At 63.3% G+C, this 23,453-nt stretch carries 22 protein-coding genes; 9 read left to right on the top strand and 13 right to left on the bottom strand.

Annotation, left to right across the window (positions count from 1 at the left end; genetic code table 11):
* Positions 1-49: 49 nt before the first annotated feature.
* Entirely contained in the window at positions 50-1,546 is a 1,497-nt protein-coding gene (locus FIU28_RS20370; protein WP_143574955.1) for a sensor histidine kinase, read from the bottom strand.
* A 481-nt stretch (positions 1,547-2,027) separates the two neighbouring features.
* Between FIU28_RS20370 and FIU28_RS20365 the strand changes: the two genes are divergently transcribed.
* A complete protein-coding gene (locus FIU28_RS20365) occupies positions 2,028-4,103 on the top strand; it encodes a methyl-accepting chemotaxis protein (protein ID WP_143574954.1) in 2,076 nt (691 codons plus the stop codon).
* Here the strand turns inward: FIU28_RS20365 and FIU28_RS20360 are convergent.
* Positions 4,057-4,707 carry a DMT family transporter gene (locus FIU28_RS20360; protein ID WP_143574953.1) on the bottom strand — a complete coding sequence of 217 codons (651 nt, stop codon included), beginning with the start codon at positions 4,705-4,707 and terminating at the stop codon, positions 4,057-4,059. The genes FIU28_RS20365 and FIU28_RS20360 overlap by 47 nt on opposite strands.
* Before the next feature lie 318 nt (positions 4,708-5,025).
* Between FIU28_RS20360 and FIU28_RS20355 the strand changes: the two genes are divergently transcribed.
* Positions 5,026-6,726: a methyl-accepting chemotaxis protein gene (locus FIU28_RS20355; protein WP_143574952.1), complete on the top strand. Its 1,701-nt coding sequence runs from the start codon at positions 5,026-5,028 to the stop codon at positions 6,724-6,726.
* A 69-nt stretch (positions 6,727-6,795) separates the two neighbouring features.
* Here the strand turns inward: FIU28_RS20355 and FIU28_RS20350 are convergent, their stop codons facing one another.
* Both FIU28_RS20350 and ybaK read right to left on the bottom strand, forming a co-directional pair.
* Positions 6,796-7,125, bottom strand: a complete 330-nt coding sequence (locus tag FIU28_RS20350; RefSeq protein ID WP_143574951.1) for a DUF3551 domain-containing protein — start codon at positions 7,123-7,125, stop codon at positions 6,796-6,798.
* Between the two features lie 97 nt (positions 7,126-7,222).
* On the bottom strand, positions 7,223-7,696 hold the full coding sequence (gene ybaK, locus FIU28_RS20345; RefSeq protein WP_143574950.1) for a Cys-tRNA(Pro) deacylase: 474 nt from the start codon (positions 7,694-7,696) through the stop codon (positions 7,223-7,225).
* A gap of 78 nt (positions 7,697-7,774) precedes the next feature.
* Here ybaK and FIU28_RS20340 point away from each other — a divergent pair, with 78 nt between their 5' ends.
* Positions 7,775-8,020, top strand: coding sequence for a hypothetical protein (locus tag FIU28_RS20340; protein ID WP_168202999.1), 246 nt, complete (start codon positions 7,775-7,777; stop codon positions 8,018-8,020).
* Between the two features lie 16 nt (positions 8,021-8,036).
* The gene (locus FIU28_RS20335) at positions 8,037-8,297 is read left to right on the top strand and encodes a hypothetical protein (protein WP_210245428.1); all 261 of its coding nucleotides are present in this window, start codon (positions 8,037-8,039) and stop codon (positions 8,295-8,297) included.
* Here FIU28_RS20335 and FIU28_RS20330 read toward each other — a convergent pair.
* Positions 8,272-9,876, bottom strand: coding sequence for a bifunctional aspartate transaminase/aspartate 4-decarboxylase (locus FIU28_RS20330; protein ID WP_143574949.1), 1,605 nt, complete (start codon positions 9,874-9,876; stop codon positions 8,272-8,274). The two genes, FIU28_RS20335 and FIU28_RS20330, sit on opposite strands and share 26 nt — an antisense overlap.
* 39 nt (positions 9,877-9,915) lie before the next feature.
* Positions 9,916-11,625: an aspartate-alanine antiporter gene (gene aspT, locus FIU28_RS20325; RefSeq protein ID WP_143574948.1), complete on the bottom strand. Its 1,710-nt coding sequence runs from the start codon at positions 11,623-11,625 to the stop codon at positions 9,916-9,918.
* 392 nt (positions 11,626-12,017) lie between these two features.
* Between aspT and FIU28_RS20320 the strand changes: the two genes are divergently transcribed.
* A complete protein-coding gene (locus FIU28_RS20320) occupies positions 12,018-12,317 on the top strand; it encodes a hypothetical protein (RefSeq protein WP_143574947.1) in 300 nt (99 codons plus the stop codon).
* Positions 12,318-12,356: 39 nt separating this feature from the next.
* Here FIU28_RS20320 and FIU28_RS20315 read toward each other — a convergent pair whose 3' ends face one another.
* Positions 12,357-12,761 (bottom strand): RidA family protein, encoded by a 405-nt coding sequence (locus tag FIU28_RS20315; RefSeq protein WP_143574946.1) that lies wholly within the window; start codon positions 12,759-12,761, stop codon positions 12,357-12,359.
* A gap of 77 nt (positions 12,762-12,838) precedes the next feature.
* Positions 12,839-13,042, bottom strand: a complete 204-nt coding sequence (locus FIU28_RS26715; RefSeq protein ID WP_210247741.1) for a hypothetical protein — start codon at positions 13,040-13,042, stop codon at positions 12,839-12,841.
* Between the two features lie 197 nt (positions 13,043-13,239).
* Here FIU28_RS26715 and FIU28_RS20305 point away from each other — a divergent pair, with 197 nt between their 5' ends.
* Both FIU28_RS20305 and FIU28_RS20300 read left to right on the top strand, forming a co-directional pair.
* Complete coding sequence (locus FIU28_RS20305; protein ID WP_143574945.1) at positions 13,240-14,532, top strand: adenylosuccinate synthase; 1,293 nt, start codon at positions 13,240-13,242, stop codon at positions 14,530-14,532.
* A gap of 54 nt (positions 14,533-14,586) precedes the next feature.
* Positions 14,587-16,188 carry a hypothetical protein gene (locus FIU28_RS20300; RefSeq protein WP_143574944.1) on the top strand — a complete coding sequence of 534 codons (1,602 nt, stop codon included), beginning with the start codon at positions 14,587-14,589 and terminating at the stop codon, positions 16,186-16,188.
* 110 nt (positions 16,189-16,298) lie between these two features.
* Here FIU28_RS20300 and FIU28_RS20295 read toward each other — a convergent pair whose 3' ends face one another.
* Positions 16,299-16,517: a hypothetical protein gene (locus tag FIU28_RS20295; protein WP_143574943.1), complete on the bottom strand. Its 219-nt coding sequence runs from the start codon at positions 16,515-16,517 to the stop codon at positions 16,299-16,301.
* A gap of 330 nt (positions 16,518-16,847) precedes the next feature.
* Between FIU28_RS20295 and FIU28_RS20290 the strand changes: the two genes are divergently transcribed.
* Positions 16,848-17,171, top strand: coding sequence for a hypothetical protein (locus FIU28_RS20290; RefSeq protein WP_143574942.1), 324 nt, complete (start codon positions 16,848-16,850; stop codon positions 17,169-17,171).
* Positions 17,172-17,849: 678 nt separating this feature from the next.
* Here FIU28_RS20290 and FIU28_RS20285 read toward each other — a convergent pair.
* The 4 genes from FIU28_RS20285 to FIU28_RS20270 form a co-directional block, all read right to left on the bottom strand.
* Complete coding sequence (locus FIU28_RS20285; protein WP_143574941.1) at positions 17,850-19,655, bottom strand: DUF3604 domain-containing protein; 1,806 nt, start codon at positions 19,653-19,655, stop codon at positions 17,850-17,852.
* 11 nt (positions 19,656-19,666) lie between these two features.
* Complete coding sequence (locus FIU28_RS20280) at positions 19,667-20,539, bottom strand: peptidyl-prolyl cis-trans isomerase (protein WP_143574940.1); 873 nt, start codon at positions 20,537-20,539, stop codon at positions 19,667-19,669.
* On the bottom strand, positions 20,529-21,530 hold the full coding sequence (locus FIU28_RS20275; protein WP_246661024.1) for a HupE/UreJ family protein: 1,002 nt from the start codon (positions 21,528-21,530) through the stop codon (positions 20,529-20,531). Before FIU28_RS20275 ends, FIU28_RS20280 begins: the two co-directional genes overlap by 11 nt.
* Positions 21,531-21,623: 93 nt before the next feature.
* A complete protein-coding gene (locus FIU28_RS20270) occupies positions 21,624-22,007 on the bottom strand; it encodes a DUF3604 domain-containing protein (RefSeq protein ID WP_168209968.1) in 384 nt (127 codons plus the stop codon).
* A 290-nt stretch (positions 22,008-22,297) separates the two neighbouring features.
* Here FIU28_RS20270 and FIU28_RS20265 point away from each other — a divergent pair, with 290 nt between their 5' ends.
* Complete coding sequence (locus FIU28_RS20265) at positions 22,298-23,101, top strand: LuxR C-terminal-related transcriptional regulator (protein WP_143574937.1); 804 nt, start codon at positions 22,298-22,300, stop codon at positions 23,099-23,101.
* Positions 23,102-23,453 lie beyond the last annotated feature (352 nt).

Raw genomic sequence — 23,453 nt, 5'->3', positions numbered from 1 at the left:
TGGCGCGATCAGGAAGCCCTCCCGGCTGTCGTCCCGCGAAAGCCTGTGCTCAATCCAGCGCGCTCTCGATGGTGCAGACGACGCCGGTCGGCAGGAAGTCGACGGTCGCGCTGCCGCCGAGCTGGTCGCGGGCGCCGCGTTCGATCAGACGCGATCCGAAACCCCTGCGTGTCGGGGCGTGCACATGTGGGCCGCCGGTCTCGACCCAGGTCAGGTGCAGCCCGTCGTGGTCCGGCTCGGTCAGATGCCACGCGATGCTGATGCAGCCCGTGTCGTTTGCCAGCGCGCCGTATTTCGCGGCATTGGTGGCGATCTCGTGCAGGATCATCGACATCATCACCGCGCGCGGCGGCGCCAGCGGCACCTTCGGGCCATGAATGTGCACGCGGCTCGAGCCGATCACCGCATAGGGCTGCAGCACGCGGTGCACGACGTCGTGGATGCCGGCGCCGGTCCACTTCTCCTGGCTGAGCAGGTCATGCGCGCGGGCCAGCGCGCCGAGCCGGCCGTCGAAGGCGTCGCGTTCGGCCTTGCTGGCGCTGCGGAAGGTCTGGCTGGCGATCGCCTGCAGCACCGCGAGCGTATTCTTGACGCGGTGGTTGAGTTCTTCCACCAGCAGCACGTGCAGCGCCTCGCCGCGCGCGATCGCGCTGGCCATGCGAAGCGCAAAGCCGATCCCGATCAATAGCAACAGCACGCCGATCGCGATGGTGATGGCGAGATCGCGCCACAGCGGAGAGGCCAGCGAGGCCTGCGCGATCCCGACGCCGATGATCCATCCCGAGACCTGCGAGTGCGCGACTGCGGTGATCAGCGGAACGCCCTCCAGCGACACCGTTTCTAGCGAGGCTTCCGGTGCCTTGAACATCTCGGCGAACAGGGTCGGCGATGCCCGCTTGCCGACGGTCTGCTGCGGGTTCGGCACCCGCGCGAAGTTGATGCCCTCGGCATCGAACATCGACATCGTCCAGTCCGCATTGGGGCGCTGTTTTTCCAGCATGTCCTGGAACATGGCGATCGGCGGCGTGAACGAAATCACATAGACGACCCGCCCGCCGATGCTGACCGGCACTTCCACCGTCAGGATCGGCTTGTTCAGCACCGAGCCGATGAACAGTTTCGAGTAGGCCGGGCGGCCGGTATCGAACACCTTGCGGGTGATCTCGACGTTGTTGCGCCGGGGCAGCAGAGAGGCGTCGGTTGCCAGCGAGGAAAACAACTGGCGGCCGTCGCGGTCGGAGACCAGCAATACGCCGCCCGGCGAATACTGGTCGAGGAAACCCGAGGCGATGCCGCGGAACCGGTCGAAGTCGCCGGCGCGCAGCGAATTGGTCAGTGCCAGCAACTGCAGGCTGCCGGTCATGCGCAGTACTTCGCCATCGAGCACGGTGCGCAGGCTGCGCGCCGTCGCCAGTACCCGCGCGGACGCCTCGACGCGATCCTTCTGATAGCCGCGGGTGATGATGACGCTGGCAAAGATGATCAGTGGCAGCATGGTGCCGGCAACAAGCAACGCCAGCCGCATCGGCAATGAGATTTTCCGCATGCGGGCCCCGAAGGTGTTTGGCGAATACGTCAGCGAACCAGTCCCGCAATCATAGGGTCGATCGCGCCGCGCCGCTATGGTTTTCGAGAGACCGGGCCTGCCGCCGCTACGCCACGAAAACCCTCGCCAGCACCCGCGCGTAGCCGGCGAGGTGCATGCAGGCCATCGTCACTGGCGGGACACACGCCGTTCATGCAGCCGGTGTTGCAGATCGTGCTGGCGGTGGGCATCCTCATCGGCGGCTAGCGCGGGCCTATCGCGCGCTGCAGCCGCGCGCGGATTGATACCAGGACACCCGCCGTTGAAAACACGATTGGCCGCGTCGGACGGATGACTTCGCGGGGATAGGTCGCGTGGCGTACCGAGAAAAACTTAATGTTGCATGATCGAGATACCACTTGCGCCCGTCGCGCAAACCTTTCGTTAAGGCAGAATTATGCTCCACGCCATAGCTTGACGGCACAATTCAAAGGAACGTGTCATGCAAATCGGTCGTCTGTTTTCGCTCTCAATGCTCTCGGTGACGGGGCTGGCGGTTCTTCTGGGCGCCGAGATTCTCGTTCCACAGTATCGAACCATGGCGAGCAAGAGTGAGGCCATCAAGGCCGTTGAGGCGTATGGTGCGGTCCTTGTGGTCGGACAAAACGTCGCCGGGCAGCGTGCACCCTATGTCGGGCCTCTTTTCCAGGACGCTGCCGCTACGCCCGCCCAACTGGAGGGGATCCAGAAGGCCGTCAAGTCCTCCGATGATGCATTCGCGAAAGCGCGGACGGCGCTCGCTGCGTTGAGCGACGGCGCATCGGTGATCGAGGTGCTGAACCAGGCCGCGGCAAGTCTGTCGGATACGCGCGCTGCAGTCGACCGCGTCATGCCCGTTGCGATGACGGCGCGTGACCCCGCGATCGTCAAGGGGTTCCTGCCCGGCGTCGGCAAGGTGGTCTCGATGATCGAGCCGCTCCTGAACCGCCTCGAAAATAAGGTCGTGGTTGCGGACGCGTCGCTCACGTCGCTGCTGACGCTTGCCCGCACGGGACAGGATATGCGCGTCGCGGCGGGCTCCCGCGCCGCGACATTTACACTTCCGCTCGGCACCCGTCGTGCGCTGACCGCGGCCGAACTATCCTTGATGGATCGCGGCCAGGGCCGCATCGAGGCGGGTCGCGAACGCCTCGAGGCCCTGGTCGATCAGCTCGGCAAGCCGGAGCGGTTGGTCGTCCCGCTCAACGCGGCGATCCAGAAGTACTTTGTCGAGGTTGCGCCGATGATCGACAAGGAGATTCCCGCGGGCCGCACCGATGGCAACTACGTCATGACATCGACTGAACTGGCCAACGTCATCGTGCCGGCAATTCAAGGCTTCCTCGGCTTGCGCGACGTCGCGATTGCCGATGCGCTGGATCGTGCGCGTGCCGGCCGTGATGAAGCCATGCTGATGCTTGCTTTGACCGGTGCGGCGGTGCTGGCCCTGCTCGGCGTCGTCGCCGGCGTGACCTTCATGCTACGTCGTCGCGTGATCGCGCCGCTGGCCACGATAACGGAGGCGGTCAGCGAACTTGCCGCCGGTCGGCATGACGTGACGATCCCGGCGATCAATCGCACCGACGAGATCGGCACGATGGCCAAATCGCTTCAGGTGTTCAAGGAAGCCCTCATCTCCAAACAGGCCGCCGACGAGGCTGCCGCGGTGGAAGCCGACGCCAAGATCCAGCGCGGCCAGCGCATCGATACGATGACGCGTGATTTCGAGGCGATGATCGGCGAGATCGTCGAGACCGTCGCATCGGCGTCCACCGAACTGGAGGCATCCGCGGGAACGCTGACATCGACCGCCGAGCGTTCCGAGCAGATGACCACGCTGGTGGCGGCGGCGTCGGAAGAAGCCTCGACCAATGTGCAGTCGGTGGCCTCCGCTACCGAGGAGATGGCCTCGTCCGTGAACGAGATCAGCCGCCAGGTCCAGGACTCCGCGCGGATCGCGAGCGAGGCGGTGGTGCAGGCGCAGTCGACCAATGATCGCGTCGGCGAACTGGCCAAGGCGGCTTCGCGCATTGGCGATGTGGTCGAGCTGATCAATACCATTGCCGGGCAGACCAATCTGCTGGCGCTGAACGCGACCATCGAAGCCGCGCGTGCCGGCGAAGCCGGTCGCGGTTTTGCGGTGGTAGCGTCCGAGGTGAAGGCGCTGGCCGAGCAGACCGCCAAGGCGACCGGTGAGATCAGCCAGCATATCACCGGCATCCAGGCGGCGACGCAGGAATCGGTGAATGCCATCCGGGAGATCGGCAATACCATCGGGCGGATGTCAGAGATCGCCTCGACCATCGCCTCGGCGGTGGAAGAGCAGGGCGCGGCGACGCAGGAGATTTCCCGCAACGTCCAGCAGGCGGCGCAGGGGACCCAACAGGTTTCCACCAATATCACCGACGTGCAGCGCGGCGCCAGCGAGACCGGGCTGGCGTCCTCTCAGGTGCTCCATGCCGCCAAGTCGCTGTCCGGCGAGAGCGCGCGTCTCAAGGCCGAGGTCGCCCAGTTCCTGACCTCGGTACGCGCCGCATAAGCAGAACCGGGTTTGACTGCATCGCGTCCCGCACGCGATGCAGCGTGACCACGTGGCCGGCCAGGCGCGCATCGATCGTCATCGACAATGGCTGCGGAAATGCGATGGCGCAGGTCTGGTCGTGTCTATCGTCGCGACGCCACGAAGACGCCGGCCAGCACCAGCCGGTCATCGAGGCGGCGATGCCGAGCCCTTGCGCCCATGTCAGCCGCACGCCGAACAGGATCTGCGTCCACAGCGCCACGCAGAGCGGCCCGGCCGACTGGATCAGCAGCGCGTTCTGCGCCTGCGTGTATTTCAACCCCCAATAGGCCAGCACGGTATTGGCGGCAAAGCCGGTGAAGGCCAGCGCCAGCATCAACGGCCCGTGGGCCCGGAGCACCGGCCAGTCGCGCCTGAGATGCGGCCAGGCCAACGGCAGCAGCAGCAGGAAGGCGCCGACCCAGCGCACGCAGGCCATCGTCACCGGCGGGACATGGCCGGAGACATAGCGGCCCAGCACGAGATTGCCGGCCCAGAACAGCGAGGTCAGGCTGAGCAGCAGATAGGGCTGGTTGGAAATCCAGACGATGCCGGCGAATCGGGAGGAGGATTCGGGGGGCATCGCGTTCCATCGTTCAAGGATGGCAACGTGCTGCGCGGGGCGGCATTTTGCCTGATGTCGGCGCCACGCCGCCGCTCTTGATATGTCGAGTCGGCGAAACCGTTCTGGTGTCAGATAATTAGAGTCAAGTAAAAAAATCTTTTAGATTGTACCGTTGGCGACCTACAGCGTTAACGTGTTTCACATCGTCCGGGCCTACGATCAATCCAACGCCAATTCATTTGGCCAATCAATTTAAATGAGCACCGACGCCGCTTGTTGCGCGCGGCCGATCCGTAAGAGGTTCGGCCGATGCGCCGTCCTGTCAGGAGATTGCCCATGTCGTCGTCCGTCCTGCCGAAATCGCGTCGTGCGCTCGGTCTTGTCCCCCGCATCATGCTGATGTCGGTGTCAGGCATTCTGGTGCTCGGTATCTGCGTCACCGGAGTCGCCAAGGTGCTGCTGGAGCGCAGCGCGACCAAGGCGGCGGCCGACCGGGTCGAGACCAACATGCGCGTGGCGTGGGACGTGCTGCGCGCCCGCGGTACCAGCTTCAAGGTCGAGGATGGCAAACTGCTGGCGGATAGCAGCGTGCTGAACGGCGACGTCGCAGTGGTCGACAAGGTCAAGAGCCTGGTTGGCGGCACCGCGACCATCTTCCTCAAAGACACCCGCATCGCGACCAATGTGCAGAAGCCGGACGGCAGCCGCGCCACCGGCACGCCGCTGGCGCGCAGCCCGGCCTATGATGCCATCTTCGAGCGCAAGGCGCCGTTCCGCGGCGAGGTCACGATTCTCGGTGAGAACTACATGACGGCCTATGACCCGATCCTTTCCGCCTCCGGCGACGTGCTCGGCATCCTCTATGTCGGCATCAAGAAGGTCGAGTTCCTGCAAGCCGCCAACGAGACGTTCTGGACCATGATCTATGTGACCGTCGGCGTGATGCTGGCGGCGATCATCGCCAGCTACCTCGCTGCACGCAGCAGCATGGCGCGGCCGCTGAACGCCGCCATTACCACCATGAAGCGGCTCGCCGAGGGCGACCTCACCGTGGATACGCCAGTATATCGCCGCCACGACGAGATCGGTGAAATCATGTCGGCGCTGGCGGTCTTCAAGGCGAATGGCCTCGAGGTCGAACGCATGAAGACCGAACAGGGCATCGAGACGCAGCGTGCCGCGGAGGCACGCAAGAGCGAAATAATGAAGCTCGCCGACGGCTTCGAAGGCGCCGTCGGCCGGATCGCCGAAACGGTATCTTCTGCCTCGAAGGAACTGGAGAGCTCGGCCGCCACGCTGACGTCCGTCTCGGCACGTTCGCAGTCGCTGGCGGTCGCGGTCGCCGCCTCGGCGGAAGAAGCCTCCACCAATGTACAAACAGTTGCTTCGGCGACGGAAGAAATGGCGTCGTCGGTCAACGAGATCAGCCGCCGGGTACAGGACTCCGCGCGGATCGCCAATGATGCGGTCGGGCAGGCCAGCGACACCAACCGGCGGGTCGGCGAACTGGCTGCGGCGGCGAGCCGGATCGGCGACGTCGTCGAACTGATCAATACTATCGCCGGCCAGACCAACCTTCTGGCGCTCAACGCGACCATCGAGGCGGCACGCGCCGGCGACGCCGGCCGTGGCTTTGCGGTGGTTGCCGCCGAGGTGAAGCAACTCGCCGAGCAGACCGCGAAGGCCACCAGCGAGATCAGCCAGCAGGTCGATGGCATTCAGATGGCGACCAGGGATTCCGTCGCGGCGATCCGCGAGATCGGCAACACCATCGGCCAGATGTCGGAAATTGCATCCGCCATTGCCGCGGCGGTCGAAGAGCAGGGCGCCACCACGCACGAAATCTCGCGCAACGTGCAGCAGGCCGCGACGGGCACGTTGCAGGTCAGCGCCAATATTGCCGATGTGCAGCGGGGCGTCGATGAATCCGGCACGGCTGCTTCGCAGGTGCTGTCGGCCGCGCAGTCGCTGTCCGGCGAAAGCACTCGCTTGAGCCAAGAAGTCGGACGCTTCCTGAATTCGGTACGCGCCGCCTGAGCTGAAAACCAAAACGCGCCGCGGCAGCGAGCCGCGGCGCGTTGATCGAGGTCGAAATTCAGGAATCGATTACCAGCGGCGATTCCAGTCCCAGCCGCCATTGTCCCACGATTCTTCCTGAGCGGCACGACGGGCGGCGTCCCGGGCGGCCTTGCCGCGCAGGCGCGGCTGCGGTCCCTGCCCATAGGCCGGCGCACGACCGTAGGCGAAGGCCGGGTTCTGGATGCAGTCTCCGCCAATGCCGCTCACGGTCGCCATGCACTGCCGCATGGTATCGAACGAGCAGCTCGGGTTGAACCCTGACGTGATGGTTCGCGAGCAGACCGGATAATCGCGGGCCATGCCGGGCGAGGCGCCCATCACGACGAGCAGGGCGGTAGCAGCGAGAAGCGAGCGCATGGCATATCTCCGGTTGTTTCAATAACATAATCGCATGCGCCGATTGTCGTTCCGCAGCGCGCACAAATCCAGTCAATCTTTTGCCGATCGACGGCCCTCACGCCACCAGTTCTGCGGCCTCCGCCCCGAGCGCCGCCATCGCGGCGGTGGGCTCGATCTCGATCTGCAGGCCGCGCTGGCCACCATTGAGATAGACGGTAGGGTGCGAAAGCGCAGCGCGTTCGATCGCCACCGGGATGCGTTTTTTCTGACCGAACGGGCTGATGCCGCCGACATGGTAGCCGCTCAGCCGCTCGGCGTCCGCCGGGCGCATCATCTTTGCGGCCTTGCCGCCGAACGCCGCCGCGCATTTCTTCATGCTGACCTCCTTGTCCGACGGCACCACGACGCAGACCGGCCGGCCATCGACCTCGGCCATCAACGTCTTCAACATCCGCTGCGGTGCCACGCCGAGTGCGTCCGCCGCCTGCAGGCCGATGCTGTCGGCGTCGGGATCGTAGGCGTATTCATGCAGCGTGAAATCCACGCCCAGCCGGCTCAGCGCCTGCGTCGCGCGGGTGGTCTTCGACATCGTGCTCCCTTGCCGGCTGCGCCGCAGGAACCTGTTGCGATGCTCCACGTTGGCCCCGCGAAGCCCGAGGAGATCATCATGGGACTAGCAACTTACGCCATTATCGCGACCGGCAAAACCACAACCGACGGCGACGAGATTTCCGGTAAATGGGGCGTGCTGCATGACGGCAATGTCGAGGGGATCTACGACACCAAGGAATCGGCCTTCGAATCCGCCGTTGCCGCGGCTTCGCTGGCGGTCCGCCAGGGTCATGAGGTGCATGTCAGCGTCCCCGCCGGTAAATCCGGCAATCGCACCGCCCTTGGCGGCGCGACCAGCTAACCCGTAAGGAGCCGGCATGACCGACAAGAACCCGATCGAAGACATCCAGGAAACGCCCGCCGACGATCCGCGCGAACGCAGCGACTGGACGGACCATCCGGGCACCGACGAGCCGTGGAAACAGCCGGCGCACAACGTGCAGGATCCCGCCGCGCCGCAGACGCCGAAGCCCGATCTGGAAAAATGGGGCGAAACCAACACGCATTCAATGACCGGGCTGCCGCGACTGCGGCAGCCCGTACGAGGTGTGCCTACTTCGCGGGCGCGGCCTTCTTGAAGTCCGCAAAACATTCGTCCAGCACCTGACGGGTGAATTTGCCGATCGAGGCGTATTCGATCTCGGTCAGGTTGGCGAGCGACACCCGTGCGGAGGTGTCGACCACTTCGAAGCCGTTGCCCGGCAGCAGCACCACGCCGGTTTCTTCGGCCAGCCGGAACAGGAAGCTGATGCCGAGGTCGCTCTTGATGAACCAGGCGCGGAATTCCGGGCCGTACAGCGTGCCGCCGATTTCCTGCAGGTCGATCAGCGAATAGTAGTTGACGTCGTTGAGCTGGTGCGGGGCGATCACGCCCATGTTGCGGTACAGCGTCTGGTAGCGCTTGCGGATCAACTGCTTGGCGGCGTCCTTGTAGCGTTGGTCGCGGTCCATCAGCCCGTTCAGCGCGAACAGCGCCATCTGCAATTGCTGCGGCACCGACAGGCCGGCGGTGTGGTTCAGCGCCACCGCGCGGCTGTCGGCGACAAGCCGGTCGATGAATGCGAGGTCGCGCGGCGTCGTGGTCAGCGAGGCATAGCGCGTATCGAGCAACAGCTTGTCCGCCTCCGGCAGCGCCTTGAGTGCGGCGTCGAACACGTTGTCGTTGTGCAACGCCATCGCGCCGAGCCGCCAGCCGGTGGCGCCGAAGAACTTCGAGAAGGAATAGACGCACAGCGTGTTGCGCGGGCATTTGGCGAACAGCGACACAAAGTCGTCGGCAAAGGTGCCGTAGACGTCGTCGGTGACGATGAACAAATCGGGCCGCTTCTCGACGAGTGCGGCGAGCTGGTCCAGCACGGCGTCCGACAGTTTGGATGATGGCGGGTTGCTCGGGTTAACCAGGCAGAAGATCTTCACCGCAGGATCCAGCAATTTGTCGATTTCCGACTGCGGCAACTGCCAGTCGTCGAGCCGGTCCATCCGGATGTCGATGACCTCAAGGCCGTATTCGGCGAGCACCGGGATTTCCAGATAGGGCGAGAAGATCGGCGTGGCGATGGCGATCCGGTCGCCGGGCTTGACCAGCAAATTGGCGCGCAATGTCTGGAAGATGTAGGTCATCGCCGCGGTGCCGCCCTCGGTGGCGAATACCGAGAACTCGCCGCGCGGCGGCAGCGGGCCGAACATTTCCTGCGCGAGATAGGCTTTGACGATCTCCTCGGTGTGCACCAGCATCCGCGGCGGCGTCGGATAGTTGCAGCCGAGAAACGCGCTGACCATCTCGAACATAAAGGATTCAGGATCGAGGCCGAGCTGGTCCTTGATATAGGACAGCGCGGCGCGCAGGAAGCGCACGCCGTCGGAGTCGCGGTGATGGTTCGCATAGGCGTCGAAGCGCTCGACGATGCCGTCATGCTCGGGCAGGCCGCCGAAGCCGCTGTCGAGGTAGGAGTAGGAGCGCTCGGCCTCGCGCAGCGAGAAATCGCCGAGGCTGAGAAACGCCCAGCGCGGCAGGGTGGCGAGAAAATTCGGATTGCCGCGGCCGGCGTTCAGCATCAGGCGCTGCGCATCCGAGGACGCGATCTCCATCAACTGGTCCTTCAGTTCGAAGGGGCTCAGCGTGGCGTATTGCGTGTAGTCGCGGGTGGGGTTCAGCATGACGGTCTCCTCAAAGGTCGATGGAAGGTGTCGATGGCGTTATGGCGTCGCGTTGGTGGTGACGATGCCGACGATGACGGGTCCCCACAGCGTTAGGAACACGTTGGCGACCGCATAGGTGACGGTGAACGACACCACCGGCGTGGCGTTGCCGGCCTTTTCCAGCAGGGCTGCGAAGGCCGGATTGGCGCTGCGACCGCCGGCCACGCAGGCCAGCGCCTCGATCGGATTCTGGATGCGCAGCACATAGTAGGAGAAGAAGAAGGTGACGATCTGCGGGATCAAGGTGACGCCGACGCCGAGGAAGAACAGCGTCAGGCCGTAATGCTGGATCGCCACCAGCGCCTGCGGGCCGGCGGAGATGCCGACGATCCCGACGAACACCGCGAGACCGAAGTCGCGCAGGAAGTTGGAAGCGCCCTGCGGCAGGGCTGCAAACTTCGGATGTACGCTGCGCAGCCAGCCGAACGTCAGGCCGGACAGCAGGCAGCCGCCGCCGCTGCCGATCGAGATCGGAATGCCCCAGATCCGGAACTGGATCATGCCGAGCGCGATGCCGATCAGCATGCCGATGCCGAAGAAGATGAAGTCGGTCACCGCTGCTGCGGTGATCTTGTAGCCGATCTTGCCCTGCACGCGGTTGAGGTCGGCCGGGCTGCCGGTGAAGTGCAGCTCGTCGCCACGCTTGACCACGAGCTTGTCGAGCACCGGCAAATCGAGGCCCATGCGCTTGACCGCCGTGAGAAACACGCCGTGCCGGGTTTCGACATTGGCGTGATCGTGGATGTCGGCGATGGTACGGTCGTTGAGGGCGCGGTTGGTGAGGATGATCTCGCGGTTTTCCTGCACCAGCAGCAGCCCGTTCGGCGGGGTGACTTCGCGGCTGAACAGCGGCGATGCGGTCGGCAACTTGTCGATCTTGCCGGTGATCGCGACGCGGTCGCCGGCCGCGATCTCGAGCGTGTCGGCGAGGTCGAGCGTCTTGCCCTCGCGGTAGATCGCCTCGATGGAAGCGTCCGACAATTGCCGGTCGATCGCCAGCACGGAGAGATCCACGGCCTTGCTGCTATCCGTGACTTCATAGATCCGGGTGGCGATTTGGCTCGCCGCATTGAACTGGCCGGGGTCCAGTTCGCCGCGCCCGCCGGATAGCTGCGCGGCGAGCTTGATCGCTTCGGCGCGAATATCCCACTTCATGATCAGCGGCAGGAACCAGCTCACCATGATGATCGGGCCGAGCGAGCCGAAAATGTAGCAGACCGCGTAGCCGACCGCGACGTTGGTCTGCATGGTTTTTATGAGGTCGGGCGCGAGACCGAGCTTGCCGATGGCGTCGCCGGCGGTGCCGATGATCGCCGATTGCGTCAGGCCGCCGGCGGCCAGCCCTGCGGCCATGCCGCGGTCGAGCCCGAACAGCCAGGCAGCGCTGAGCACGCAGAGCAGGCCGGTGAAGCACATCACGAATGCGGAGGCGAGCTGGTTCAGCGAGCGGCGATTCAGTGCGTGGAAGAATTGCGGACCGCCCTGGAAGCCGACCGCGTAGATGAACAACGCGAAGAAGATGCCCTTGATGCCGGCGTCGATGTCGACGCCGAACTGGCCGATGATGACGCCGACCAGCAGCGTGCCGGCAATGCCACCCAGCGTGAAACTGCCGATCTTCAACTTGCCGACAAAATAGCCAATGGCGATGGTGAGAAACAGCGCGAGCAACGGCTCGGTGGTCACCAGTCGGTGCAGCACGTCCATGTGAACTTTCAAGGATTGGAGAAGCGCCCGGCCGCGCACGGCGCTCGGCATGGGGCAGCGACGCGCAACGTCATGCGCGACCGCCGCGGCGGGCCGCGGGCAGGGTGAGGCAAAGCAGGGATAGCAAGCAGGATGGGGGCTGCGGACCTGGGCAGACAGGGTCGTCTTCGCGTCGGCTCCAACTGAGCGCGTGATGGATGGCTCGCCTGACCCTATGCGCTATTTCGGACTGAGCGGTTTGATCTGCATCAAGTTAAATCAGTGGGATAGGTGGACTATGCTGTGATTCATCAGTCGCCCATCGAACATGCGCGTGATGGGCTGTTCAAGAAGCCCATGGCCTGCGTCGCTCCAGCGGAGAGATGCTCTCCTTCCTCCAGCAGAGATCAGCCATGCGCACGATCAAGCGGCACTTCACCCTTCGCGCGCTTCTCGAAACGCGCGCCAACGTCATCCGCTGCGCGCGCCGTCTGCCAGTGGGAGAGAAGCGGACCCAACTGCGCCGGTTCGGCATCCAGATCCGCGCTTTGTGCCGCAACAGTACCTGGCTCAACGCCAACGTCATCGACGGCCCGCTGCTGCCCGACCGCAAGCCGGCCGCGAAGCTGCCGGTGGAGTATGGTGTCTCCGTCGCTATCGAGCGTGAATTGCAGGGCGCACTAGGCTACCGACCTGTCCGCCGAAGCTCGTAGAGAAGGCGAAAGCGTATTGCGTCGCCCTTGGTCGGATATCTAAATCGCGGCGATGGCTTCGATCTCAATCAGAAAGTCTGGCCCGTATAGTTTCGATACTTCGATCAGCGTCACTGCCGGGGCTGCTGCCGGCGTCACGGTGGCGAAGAACTCGTTGCGCGCTGCGCGATAGGCCTGAAGGTTCGCCATGTCGCGTACGAACACTGTGAGCTTGACCAGATGGGCCGCCGTGCATCCGACTGCCTGAAGCGCTATGGCAAGATTACGGAACACCTGCCTCGCCTGCTCGGCGAAATCATCCCTGCCGACCAGTTCGCCGTGCGCATCAAGCGCGGTCTGCCCGGCGATGTAGATGGTGCGGCCACCTTGGACCTCGACGATCTGGGAATAGCCTGGCGGTTCGCCCAGTGCAGCCGGGTTGATGCGTGTGACGCTCGCCGTCATCGCGGACCCGACGGGCAGCCCTCGATCGCTCGGCGGCGATTGAACATCAGTTTATCCATCGTCTCGCCCTGCGTCGCTCAGCCGGGCAAAGCGGGAACTTCGGCCCACAAGCCGCCTTTCTCCGCATCGTGAATGACGATCTTGATCTTCATGGCGAACTCCGCTCCGACAGGATCGATCAGGCGAGGCCAAAATTCAAGCCGCCATTGCCGCAGCCACCGTTTCGGAAATCCCATACGGTCGATGCCACCCGGCGCCCCCGGATATTCAGGGGATATCAAGGGTTTGCGCAGCTCCTCCGGGGCGCTTTTTGCGCCCTTTAACTTGCTTCCCCGGGCCGCATCCGTTAATCCCCCTCATGCCTCGCATGCGAGCGGCCGCGGCCGCGTTTGGCTGGGCGCAGTGGCGTGATCCGGGGAACGGCAGACCGTTTTTCGTATGATCGCGCTTCGACACGTGATTCAGGGATTACCTCGAAATGACCAATGTTGTCGTCGTCGGCGCCCAGTGGGGCGACGAGGGAAAAGGCAAGATCGTCGACTGGTTGTCGGAACAGGCGGACATCGTCGCCCGTTTCCAGGGCGGCCATAATGCCGGCCACACGCTGGTCATCGACGGCAAGACCTACAAGCTGGCGCTGCTGCCGTCCGGCGTGCTGCGCCCCTCCAAGCTCGGCGTGATCGGCAACGGCGTGGTGTTCGACCCGCAGGCCTTCCTCGACGAGGTTGCCAAGCTGCGCGGCCAGGGCGTCCATATCGGCCCGGACAATCTGCGCATCGCCGAGAACGTCACGCTGATCCTGCCGCTGCATCGCGAACTCGATTCGCTGCGTGAGAACGCCAGCAAGGCCAATGCGATCGGCACCACCCAGCGCGGCATCGGCCCGGCCTATGAAGACAAGGTCGGCCGCCGCGCCATCCGGCTGATGGATCTCGCCGATCCCGACACGCTGCCGAACAAGATCGATCGGCTGCTGGCGCATCACAATGCGCTGCGCCGCGGCTTTGGCCTGCCGGAACATGACGGCGCCGAGATCCAGAAGGGCCTGATGGCGCTGGCGCCGGAACTGCTGCCCTATGCCGAAGCCGTCTGGCGGCTGCTCGACCAGAAGCGCCGCGAGGGCAAGCGCATCCTGTTCGAGGGCGCGCAGGGCGCGCTGCTCGACGTCGACCACGGCACCTACCCCTACGTGACCTCGTCGAACACCGTGGCGGCGCAGGCCGCGACCGGCACCGGCATGGGTCCGGGCTCGGTCGGTTATGTGCTGGGCATCTGCAAGGCCTACACCACCCGTGTCGGCGCAGGTCCCTTTCCGACCGAGCTCGACAACGAGATCGGCCGCAAGATCGGCGAGCGCGGTCGCGAATTCGGCACCAATACCGGCCGTCCGCGCCGCTGCGGCTGGTTCGACGCCGTTCTGGTCCGCCAGACCGTCCGCACCTGCGGCATTCACGGCCTGGCGCTGACCAAGCTCGACATTCTCGATGGCTTCGACAGCATTGAGGTCTGTGTCGGTTACATGCTGGACGGCAAGGAAATCGACTATCTGCCGGCCGGCGAGGGCGCCCAGGCCCGTATCGTGCCGGTCTACGAGACCATCGAAGGTTGGAAGGAACCGACCGCCAATGCGCGTTCCTGGGCCCAACTACCGGCGCAGGCCATCAAGTATGTGCGCCGCATCGAGGAACTGGTGGGCTGCCCGATCGCTTTGCTTTCCACCAGCCCGGAACGCGAAGATACTATCCTCGTGCAAAATCCTTTCGAGGCTTAACGAACTATTACCGGAATGCCCGCAAACTGCGGGCATTCACAGACTCGAGTACCGATGGCCGACTACTACCCGCTGATTGCCCGTGCCATCGCCGGACTGGACCCCAGTGCTCCCGGCGAAAGCCGGCGCGCGCTCTATGAACGCGCCCGCAGCGCGCTGATCGCGCAATTGCGCAGCGTCGAGCCGCCGCTCAGCGAATCCGAGATCACCCGCGAGCGGCTGTCGCTCGAGGAAGCCGTCCGCAAGGTCGAATCCGAGGCCGCCCAGCGCGCCCGCGATGCGACGCGCGGCGACGCCAAGCCGCGCGCCGGCGACGCCTTCCGCAGCAATAATCCGCGCGGCAATGCCACGGCGATCGATCCATCGCCGCGCGGCCGCCAGCCGATCACGCCATCGCCGCGGGAGCCCGCGCCGCCGCGTGACACGCCGCGCGACGCCGCTCCGCGCGCTGAAGAGCCGCGTTCAAATCGCAATTTGCGCGTCGATCCGCCGCCGATCCCGCGCCAGCAGCCGGCAGCCGGCATGCCGGACCCCGGCCAATCGCCTGCGCTGCCGCCGACCCGGGAGCGCAGCGCCGCCCCGCGCCGGCTCGAAAATACCCCGCCGCCGGCCGCGCCCGCGCTGGGCGCCGCCGCGATGCGCGGCTTCCGCGACGTCACCGCGGATGTCGACGATCTCGGCCGCGCCGCCGCGCAGGCCAACCGCGCCGCGCGAAAAACCTACGCCAACGTGCCGTCGCCGACGCCGGAATTCGACCGGCTCGAGCCGACCATGGAAGACCGCAGCGAGGTGTTCGGCTACGACGAGCCCGCCGATGAGCCCGCGCCGCCGGAATCCCGGATCCGCGAGCCCAAGCTGAAGAAGGAAAAACCGCCGAAGCCGCCGAAGCCGAAGCGCGTCAGCGGCGGTTTTCCGGTCCGCACCGCGGTGCTGATCGGTCTGGCGATGATCCTGATCGGCACGGCCATCCTCGCCGGCCCCCGGCTGCTGCAGATGGTCGGCCTCAGTTCCCCGACGCCGGTGGTGGTCGATTCCTCGAAGGAAGCGCCATTGGCGCCGAAGCCGAAGATCGCCGACCGGGTCGGCCAGCCCTCCACCGGCGAGACGCTGGCGCCGGTGGCGCAGCGCGTCGTGCTGTATGACGAGGATCCGGCCGAGCCGAAGGGCAAGCAATATGTCGGCACGGTGGTGTGGCGCACCGAGCCGATCAAGGCCTCCGGCGGCAAGCCCGCTGACGTCGCGGTGCGCGCCGATGTCGATATTCCCGAGCGCAAGCTGAAGATGACGATGTCGTTCCGCCGCAACACTGACACCTCGCTGCCGGCCAGCCACACCGCCGAACTGACCTTCGTGCTGCCGTCCGATTTTCCCGGCGGCGGCGTCGCCAACGTGCCGGGCGTGTTGATGAAGTCGAACGAGCAGGCGCGGGGCACGCCGCTCGCAGGCCTCGCCGTCAAGGTCACTGACGGTTTCTTCCTGGTGGGTCTCAGCAACGTCGAGAGCGACCGCGTCCGCAATTTGCAGCTCCTCAAGGAGCGCTCCTGGTTCGATATCCCGCTGGTCTATTCGAACCAGCGCCGCGCCATCATCGCGATCGAGAAGGGCTCGCCCGGCGAGCGCGCCTTCAATCAGGCTTTTGCGAGCTGGGGCGAGTAGGGCGTAGCCCGGATGCAGTCAGCGCGCCGTCTTGCGGCGTGGTGACGAAATCCGGGGAAGGCATTGATGGTTGATGGGCCGGCCCCGGATTGTCATCCGGGCTACCGCAATCAAGGCGCACCATCCGCGCCGGCCTCGACCGCATGACTCAGCAAGGCGCGCCGGTCCGTCTCGCCCCCGCGGGCGATGTGCAGGATGCTCTGCGCCATCTTGGCCTTGGTCGCGGGCGTGCGGTGCTGCACGGCGATCTGCTCGACCGCGATCTCCAGCAATTCACGCAAGGCGGCCACCGAGCGGGCGTCGAGATAAGGCTGCGCGTTGATCGTCATGGTCGGTCTCCGTCGTTGTTGCGCGGACCATGCCGAACCAATCGGGCCGATTGGCGTCGGGGGCATGAATTGCCGATGACATCGCCTGACATTGAAGTGATGCCGGCGTTAACGAACCGGTCATCATCTCGTCACGCACGATCCTGCAGCGACGCGTTCGGCATGGCCTCTGCCTGCACAGGGCGCCGCTCGTCGCCGGCGCTGCCGTGCTTTCAGGGCGCGGCCACGCGTGCGGCGGACGACCGGTCTATCGATAAAATCCGCCATATTCGGTTCAGAAATTCCGTACCCCGGTAGTTTAATCGGGGAAAGAAGATCAGGAGGCGAGTGATGTTGCGGGATGGACGATATTCGGTGTGGTTCAAGACGGCGCAGGCCGACGGCGTCGGCATTGTCGAACTGGCCGATGAGCGATTGTCAGGGCGTGACGCGGTGATCGAATATAGCGGCCGGCTTACGCAGGATGGCGACACGTTCAAGGCCACCGTCTCGACGCGGCGGCACTCGCCCGGTCATGCCGGCATCCTCGGCCTCGACGAGTTCGACGTCGATTTCGAGGGCATCTCCGGACCCCGGAACGCGGCCTGCAGCGGCACCGTGCGACAACTGCCCGACGTCCCGCTCGAAGTGGTGCTCGTGCTGATGGAGGGGTAGTGGAGGGCAATCAAGCTGGTCTTGCGGACCCATCGGACCGTCGTGTTCAGGGCCGCCGTTTTTGCTGGCTCGGCCACACGGGTTCGAGCGAAAGTTTTAAGCCGACCTCAGCCAGTTCGCCGTCACGTTGCTCGCTGGTGGGGAAAACTTCGACCTCGCCGGCCGCGCCCCAACGGCCGTGAAACGACGCCCCTAGAAATGGACCGCGAGCCCCTGCGCGGCAGCCATACGGCAAACGCTCGATGGGCTGGAAGCAGATCCGCAGCTACAAAACGTGGAGGAAAGGGACGAGCGCCGTTCATCGCGAAACCGAACAAGAACCGGGAAACCCGGTCGCCCAGCACACCGGCAAAAGGCCTGTGGTGCTCCATTCAGAATAAACCTGCGAACACGTATCTAATTGAAATCGCTTATAATAATCCAAGCGATTGAAGTTCGCTCGCACCAGATTCAGCGTGATGAACTCATAGAGTCGAGGGGGCAATCTCTCCGCGCTCACCAAAAAACCTCACTGCCTCAGCGCTCAATGAACATTGGCGCTCATGAACCTTTGCGGTGCTGACCGCCGGGGGATGGCATCACGCAACAATCCGGCCAGATCGGCTCATCTGAAGTGGGACGGTCATTTGCAACAAGGAACTGGGGCAGACGTCGTCCGAGGAGGCTTCATTCAGGCTTTCACCGGGCGATGCCTGGCGGCGTGTACCAGATGGGCGAGGTCCAGGCTCGTTCCTGCAACATCGGCGGTGCCTCCGGATTGAGGGGGCTTCCGAGTTCAACGGCCCAGCGGGTGGACCAACGCGGCGTCGGAATTTCGATCGCCCGGGCGTAATAGGTCGCGCTGGCGCTGGGATCGAACGTCGGATCCTGCCATGTGCCCATCAATTCGACCGCGCCGATGCTGTTTTCGTAACTGGCCTTGGCGAGATCGACCGTATTACCGACGCTCGGCAGTTTTCCGGTCAGGTCCGGCTTGCGGTCCCCGCTCCAGGCGACGTCGAAGACCTGCTCTTTCGACACCCCGCCCCGGGTCTCGACCTTGATGATTTGCACCCGATCGAGATTGCCGGAATCTGGATCTTTCAGCGCCTGTACGATGAACGTCGGAGCAAGGCCGGCGGGGCCGGCCTTGAGGTCGTCGCCCATAGGCACGCCCTCTGTGTAAGCCCTGCGCACCCAATCGGGACGCGACAGCGTATCGGAACCGAAATTCCAGCCGCCAAAGAACCGAACCTGGATGCGCCCTCCCGAAGTTCCGAAAGTCTCTTTGCGCTGGAGAGCATCGAAAATCGCCTCCCGCGTGTTGGCTTCTGCCCAGACGCCGGTGAGGGCCGCCGCGCTGGCGCCAACCGGCGGTTCGCCGCCGATCGACGTTGTCGCTGTGATCGTCGCAAGAGTCTTGGGATCCTGGTTGCCGTGGGAACCGGGATAGGCGGACTCCTCGGTCGCGGAGACACCAGAATGAAAATCCGTGCCGCCGACGAGTCCGAGCTTGAACGGATTGATTCCGAACTTTTCCTGCAGCGCCTGACCGGCGCCGTAGGCCTGCCGGATATAACTTCCAGTGGCGAAGTTCGCTTTGCGCGGCACACCAATGAGGTACTCGTATAGTTCAAACGAGGCGAACTCGTCATTGGGTGACAACAGGGGGTGTGTCTCGCTTTGTCCCTTGACCTGCGCCACTTCGGTGAGCGGTTCGTTTGCGCGTCGTCGCTCCAGATAGTCGCGCGTGATCGGGGCGCCTGATAGCGTCTTCTCCGTGTTGAACATCAGGCCGTTGCTGGCGTTGCCGTTGTGCGGGATCGCTAGCAACGTCAGCCCTGCCTTCCGCTGTCGCTCCATGTAGGCCCAAAGCTGCTCGGGATCGTTCGACTCCTTGGACGAGAACGGGACGTCTGGCCCTTTGCCGCGGAAGATCACGTTGCGGTGCAGGTTCTGGTTACCCGGTGCCGACGTCCATTCAAAGGCAACGAAAGTCGTGAACCGTCCCGGCGCATAGTACTTGTCAGCATAGGCGACGTATTCGTCCCACGCGCTTTTTTGCAGGGCGGGGTTTTCGAATTCATCGATCTTCGCGCTTTCGCCTGATGCTTTCAGCAGCTCTTTGTAAGCGGCGGCAGAACCTTCGACAGTGTCGCCGGCCAACCAGTCGCCCCAACGCGTCCCTTTGAGCGGTCCGTCGGGCTTTAGGGCCATTCGGACAACGCCGAGGTATTCCGCGTGATCCGTCACGGCGAGAAAGTCGAGCGGCGCCTTACGTTTTACGCGGTGACCGAGGTACTCGACCTCCTGCCCCTGCGCGAACCGATAGGAATCGTCCGGAGTTGTGCGCGTCATCAGCAGAAACGCATCGGTCGAATAACTGGTGTGCAGGTGGATGTCGCCGAAAAACGCGATGCGTTCGGGCGCTTGCGCGAGAGCAGGGCCAACAAAGACGAGCAGCGCAACTGAACACAATGCAGGTTTGGACCATCTACTGTTCATGTCGTCTCCAATCAGGGCTTGGCTTTTTCCTCGGAGATATCTTTCCGAACGATCGTATAGCGTCGCGAGAGTTCTTCCAGGCGCTTCTGGACGGCTAAGTCGAGCTGATTTGACGTCCACGCATTGCGTACCATGTCCAGAGCATCCTCGAATGGCAGCAATCGCGAGGGTGCCCGTGCGGTAACGCGGATCAAATGCCAGCCGAAACCGGATTCCACGGGCCCAGTCCAACGGCTCACCTCAGCGTTGAACGGCGCCTCCGCAATCGACTTCGGGCCAAAGACTTGTACGAGTGCTGCCGGAGTCATGGCGTCATAGGCTGACTTGAGCGGAAACCGGTCGCCGATGCTGGCGAGATCGCTGGACTCTGTCAAATTTTCCAGCTCTTGCGCAGCCGCCTTGCGCGCGCCTTCGGCGGTTCGCTTGTCCGGACTAAAGAACACGTGGCTGAAACTCACCTTCGCAGGCGCCAGAAAGAGTTCCGGACGAGCCGTGTGATATGCGCGCAGCGTCGCTTCGTCGGGCTCCGCAGGAATTGCGGCGTCAGCTTTCAGAAATTCGAGTTTCTGAACGAGGCGGCGCCGCACCAGCTCGTCACCTTCATCTAGTCGCAGAGATTTGGCTTCGCGGAAAAGCATCTCTTCTCTAATATAGTTTTGTACGAGCCATTCACGCCGGCGGCTATCGGGCTGCGAACCCGTCTGCAGCCGATACAAATTCGCGAGCCGTTCGACGAGGGCGGGCGTGACAAGGATTTCCTGATCAGATTTCGCAGGCTTTTGGAGCAGTTGGACGGCGCCCGCCAAAAAGGCGCCTATTAAAATGAAATGAAGCAGCGGCTCGCGGCATAGTCTAGCGAGTGTACCGGGTTGATCAGCTGGCATCGGCTACTCGCTCGATCAGCCAGTATGCTGCCATCGCCCCGATCGCGTAGGCGGGTATCAGTGCTGCTCGCAAGGGAAACGCAAAAAGGCGGCGCGCCGCCCAGACGACCGTAAGTGCAATCACAACAAACGTCAGTTGGCCGATCTCGACACCGATGTTGAACCCGAACAGAACGGAAGCGACATCCTCATTCGGGAGTCCGGCGCGCGTAAGGGATCCTGCAAAGCCGAGACCATGCAAAAGGCCGAAACCTCCCGCCACAAGCCAGGGCTGCCGCGATGCAAAGGTGTTGCGACCTGTGATCGCATAGACGACCTCGACGGCCAGAATGAGCACGCTCAAGGCAATCAGAATCTCGACCATAGCCGGATTGACGTTGACGTAGCCGAGCACTGCCGCCGCCAGTGTGACGCTGTGGCCAAGCGTGAAGGCCGTAATGGTCCAGGCGAGGCGACGCAGACCCCGGACAAGCAGCATGAGCGCGCTGATGAACAACAAGTGGTCGTAGCCGGTCAGGATGTGCTCGACCCCGATTCTAATGGTTTCCAGAAGCCCCTCGGGCGACGATCCGTCGCTCTCGACCAGGAACGACGAGGCCCCCGGCCGCAGCACACGCGTGATGCTCTGGCCGCTTGTGTGCGTAATTTTGACGAGTACGTCGGTAATGCTGCGATCCAGCCCGTCGATTGAAATTGTCACACCCGCGATATCTGCGTTGCTCGTAGGTACGCGCCATTCTTTCAGGAAGTCGGCGTCGGAAGCGAGAGCGCGGGAAGGCGGACCTGCAATCCATCCATTCGAGAGAACGGGCGAGAGCGGCAAGGCGAACTCGCCTGCGACCGGTTGCTTCCAGAGAATAACCGCCTCGCGTCCGGTCAAGACGATTTCCAGATAAGCGGGCCGGACCTCGTGAGCGGCGGCGCCGCGCGGCGCAACAGCCAGAACCGCCACTGCGGTGATGACGAGAAGAGCTCTGTAAAATTCTTCCATCGCCACAATTTGCGCTCCACATTGTCGATCTTGGGTATCGGCAGCTTGTCGGCTGAATTGATCTCCAAGATTTCCTCCATGCGCAGGATTACGTCACTGAACACATAGGATGCGCAAACCGACCGCAATCTCGTCGTGGTCAGTCAAGGCAAGAAAATCGAGCGGGGTCCTTCGTTTCACTGTCCTGCCGAAAAAACTCACCGGCTGGCCCTTCGCGAAATTGAACGCGTAGTCCGGAGTTGTGCGGGTGCCGAGCACGAATGCATCTGCCGAGAACGAGCTGTGAAGGTGGAGGTCTCCGAAATAGACATTTCGTTGAGGTGCAGAAGCCGAGACCTGCGCGACCGCCGTGCGGCAGATCGTCGCGCTAAGCGCCAATTTACAGGCCAGTGCGGTTGGCGAGAAGATACTGTGTCTGAACGTAACGTCTCTGCTACTGTCCGCGCCCAACGAGCCCGGTTGATAGTTCTGTCTCACGCCGCCTGCTACCAATGGGAATCTAGCCACTGATCCTCCGCAATGCTGCGAAAATTCGGCCATTACCTCTTGCGCAATGACGAAGGCTCCTACGGCAATGCGCTCTTGACCATGTTGCACGACGGTATTCGGTTCGGAAGAAGCGCGGCTTCAACCAATCTTCGAGTTTCGTCCGACTGTCCGTCGTCTATTTTTGATCTGCGTCAGCAGATCGAACTGCCAAATGAAAAACAATAGCCCGAAGCGGCTATATCTGCCGGCAACATTGTTTTGAACATCGGATAGACGCCATGCGCACGATGTCCGCCAAGCTCACGGCCGCTACCAATTGGACCGATAACGGCGCGACGTTCGGGAAACTGAACTCGCTCCCCGTCAGTATAGCGATCCTCGATGCCGCTGGAACAATTGTAGTAGTCAATGATGCCTGGAAAAAGTCTGGCCGACAAAACGGATTGCGCCTTCCCGATTCAGCGATTGGTTCGAACTACCTGCAATATTGCCAATCGGATGAACGGGACTCATGTTTCTTGGAAAGCGAGTTGAGGGCACTGCTCGCGGGTCAGCGTGAATACTTGACGTATCTTTATCCCTGTCACTCGCCGACCGAGGCACGATGGTTCTGCCTCATGGGGATTCCGCTCTCGCCACACGGACCTGCCGCCGTAGCCCTTCTCCATGTAAACCTCTCGGCGATATTCTCGGCAACGATAGGCAAGCGACGCGAGCACCAGAAGCGGGAGAAAGGACAAGCGCACGCCCGGTTCGGTTTAGCTGCGATTGGCGACGTCCTCGATCGCTCCGTCCTGGAAACGCTCCCTTCCCAGCTAAAAGCGATGCCCGCCGTGCTCGGTATAGGCGAGAAGAGCGAAACGCAGTGGGATGCCGATCAGGTCGTTCGTGCTCAGTTGAGCAAACGGCAGATGGAAGTCCTGCGGCTGCTGGGCGAGGGCAAATCAAACAAGGAGATCGCGATGATGCTCTTCCTTTCGCCAAACACCATCAAGCTGCACGTGTCCGCAATCCTCGATCGCTTAAAGCTCAAGAGCCGCACTCAAGCGGCGCTTCTTTCATCACGGCTCGCAAGACCGTAAAATTGCGGGCAGCAAGCATTTGGAAAACAGTCGTTTCGGGCTATTGATCACGCTTTGTCGGGCATGAAACTCTTTTCCGGAACGGGTGCTCCACCAGTACGTGATCGAAGCGCCGACAATTGGAGAAACGCGATGTTCAATGTAGCCGGGCAGAGCCAAAGCCTGACCTTTCCTTAGGGTCGACACACTGCCTTAGGCTGCGCTTGATACTTTCGTGGGCAGAGTTCCGGGATTCCAGCGCTTCCTCCGGCGCGGAGCGGTCGCGCCGGATCAGCACTGACGATAGCCGCAGATATTGCGGTGACGACAAAGAGGCCTCCGCGCCGGTCCTTATTCGGCGGATACCTCAAAA

This window comes from Tardiphaga sp. vice154 (assembly GCF_007018645.1).
Lineage (GTDB): Bacteria > Pseudomonadota > Alphaproteobacteria > Rhizobiales > Xanthobacteraceae > Tardiphaga.
The sequence above is the reverse complement of the archived record's forward strand: the minus strand, read 5'-3'. Positions and strand labels throughout refer to the sequence as shown.

What these genes read in the sequence shown, in the direction of transcription:
- FIU28_RS20370 (WP_143574955.1), bottom strand. Translation starts at nt 1,546, where the DNA reads ATGCGGAAAATCTCATTGCCGATGCGGCTGGCGTTGCTTGTTGCCGGC.
- FIU28_RS20365 (WP_143574954.1), top strand. Translation starts at nt 2,028, where the DNA reads ATGCAAATCGGTCGTCTGTTTTCGCTCTCAATGCTCTCGGTGACGGGG.
- FIU28_RS20360 (WP_143574953.1), bottom strand. Translation starts at nt 4,707, where the DNA reads ATGCCCCCCGAATCCTCCTCCCGATTCGCCGGCATCGTCTGGATTTCC.
- FIU28_RS20355 (WP_143574952.1), top strand. Translation starts at nt 5,026, where the DNA reads ATGTCGTCGTCCGTCCTGCCGAAATCGCGTCGTGCGCTCGGTCTTGTC.
- FIU28_RS20350 (WP_143574951.1), bottom strand. Translation starts at nt 7,125, where the DNA reads ATGCGCTCGCTTCTCGCTGCTACCGCCCTGCTCGTCGTGATGGGCGCC.
- ybaK (WP_143574950.1), bottom strand. Translation starts at nt 7,696, where the DNA reads ATGTCGAAGACCACCCGCGCGACGCAGGCGCTGAGCCGGCTGGGCGTG.
- FIU28_RS20340 (WP_168202999.1), top strand. Translation starts at nt 7,775, where the DNA reads ATGGGACTAGCAACTTACGCCATTATCGCGACCGGCAAAACCACAACC.
- FIU28_RS20335 (WP_210245428.1), top strand. Translation starts at nt 8,037, where the DNA reads ATGACCGACAAGAACCCGATCGAAGACATCCAGGAAACGCCCGCCGAC.
- FIU28_RS20330 (WP_143574949.1), bottom strand. Translation starts at nt 9,876, where the DNA reads ATGCTGAACCCCACCCGCGACTACACGCAATACGCCACGCTGAGCCCC.
- aspT (WP_143574948.1), bottom strand. Translation starts at nt 11,625, where the DNA reads ATGGACGTGCTGCACCGACTGGTGACCACCGAGCCGTTGCTCGCGCTG.
- FIU28_RS20320 (WP_143574947.1), top strand. Translation starts at nt 12,018, where the DNA reads ATGCGCACGATCAAGCGGCACTTCACCCTTCGCGCGCTTCTCGAAACG.
- FIU28_RS20315 (WP_143574946.1), bottom strand. Translation starts at nt 12,761, where the DNA reads ATGACGGCGAGCGTCACACGCATCAACCCGGCTGCACTGGGCGAACCG.
- FIU28_RS20305 (WP_143574945.1), top strand. Translation starts at nt 13,240, where the DNA reads ATGACCAATGTTGTCGTCGTCGGCGCCCAGTGGGGCGACGAGGGAAAA.
- FIU28_RS20300 (WP_143574944.1), top strand. Translation starts at nt 14,587, where the DNA reads ATGGCCGACTACTACCCGCTGATTGCCCGTGCCATCGCCGGACTGGAC.
- FIU28_RS20295 (WP_143574943.1), bottom strand. Translation starts at nt 16,517, where the DNA reads ATGACGATCAACGCGCAGCCTTATCTCGACGCCCGCTCGGTGGCCGCC.
- FIU28_RS20290 (WP_143574942.1), top strand. Translation starts at nt 16,848, where the DNA reads ATGTTGCGGGATGGACGATATTCGGTGTGGTTCAAGACGGCGCAGGCC.
- FIU28_RS20285 (WP_143574941.1), bottom strand. Translation starts at nt 19,655, where the DNA reads ATGAACAGTAGATGGTCCAAACCTGCATTGTGTTCAGTTGCGCTGCTC.
- FIU28_RS20280 (WP_143574940.1), bottom strand. Translation starts at nt 20,539, where the DNA reads ATGCCAGCTGATCAACCCGGTACACTCGCTAGACTATGCCGCGAGCCG.
- FIU28_RS20275 (WP_246661024.1), bottom strand. Translation starts at nt 21,530, where the DNA reads ATGGAAGAATTTTACAGAGCTCTTCTCGTCATCACCGCAGTGGCGGTT.
- FIU28_RS20265 (WP_143574937.1), top strand. Translation starts at nt 22,298, where the DNA reads ATGCGCACGATGTCCGCCAAGCTCACGGCCGCTACCAATTGGACCGAT.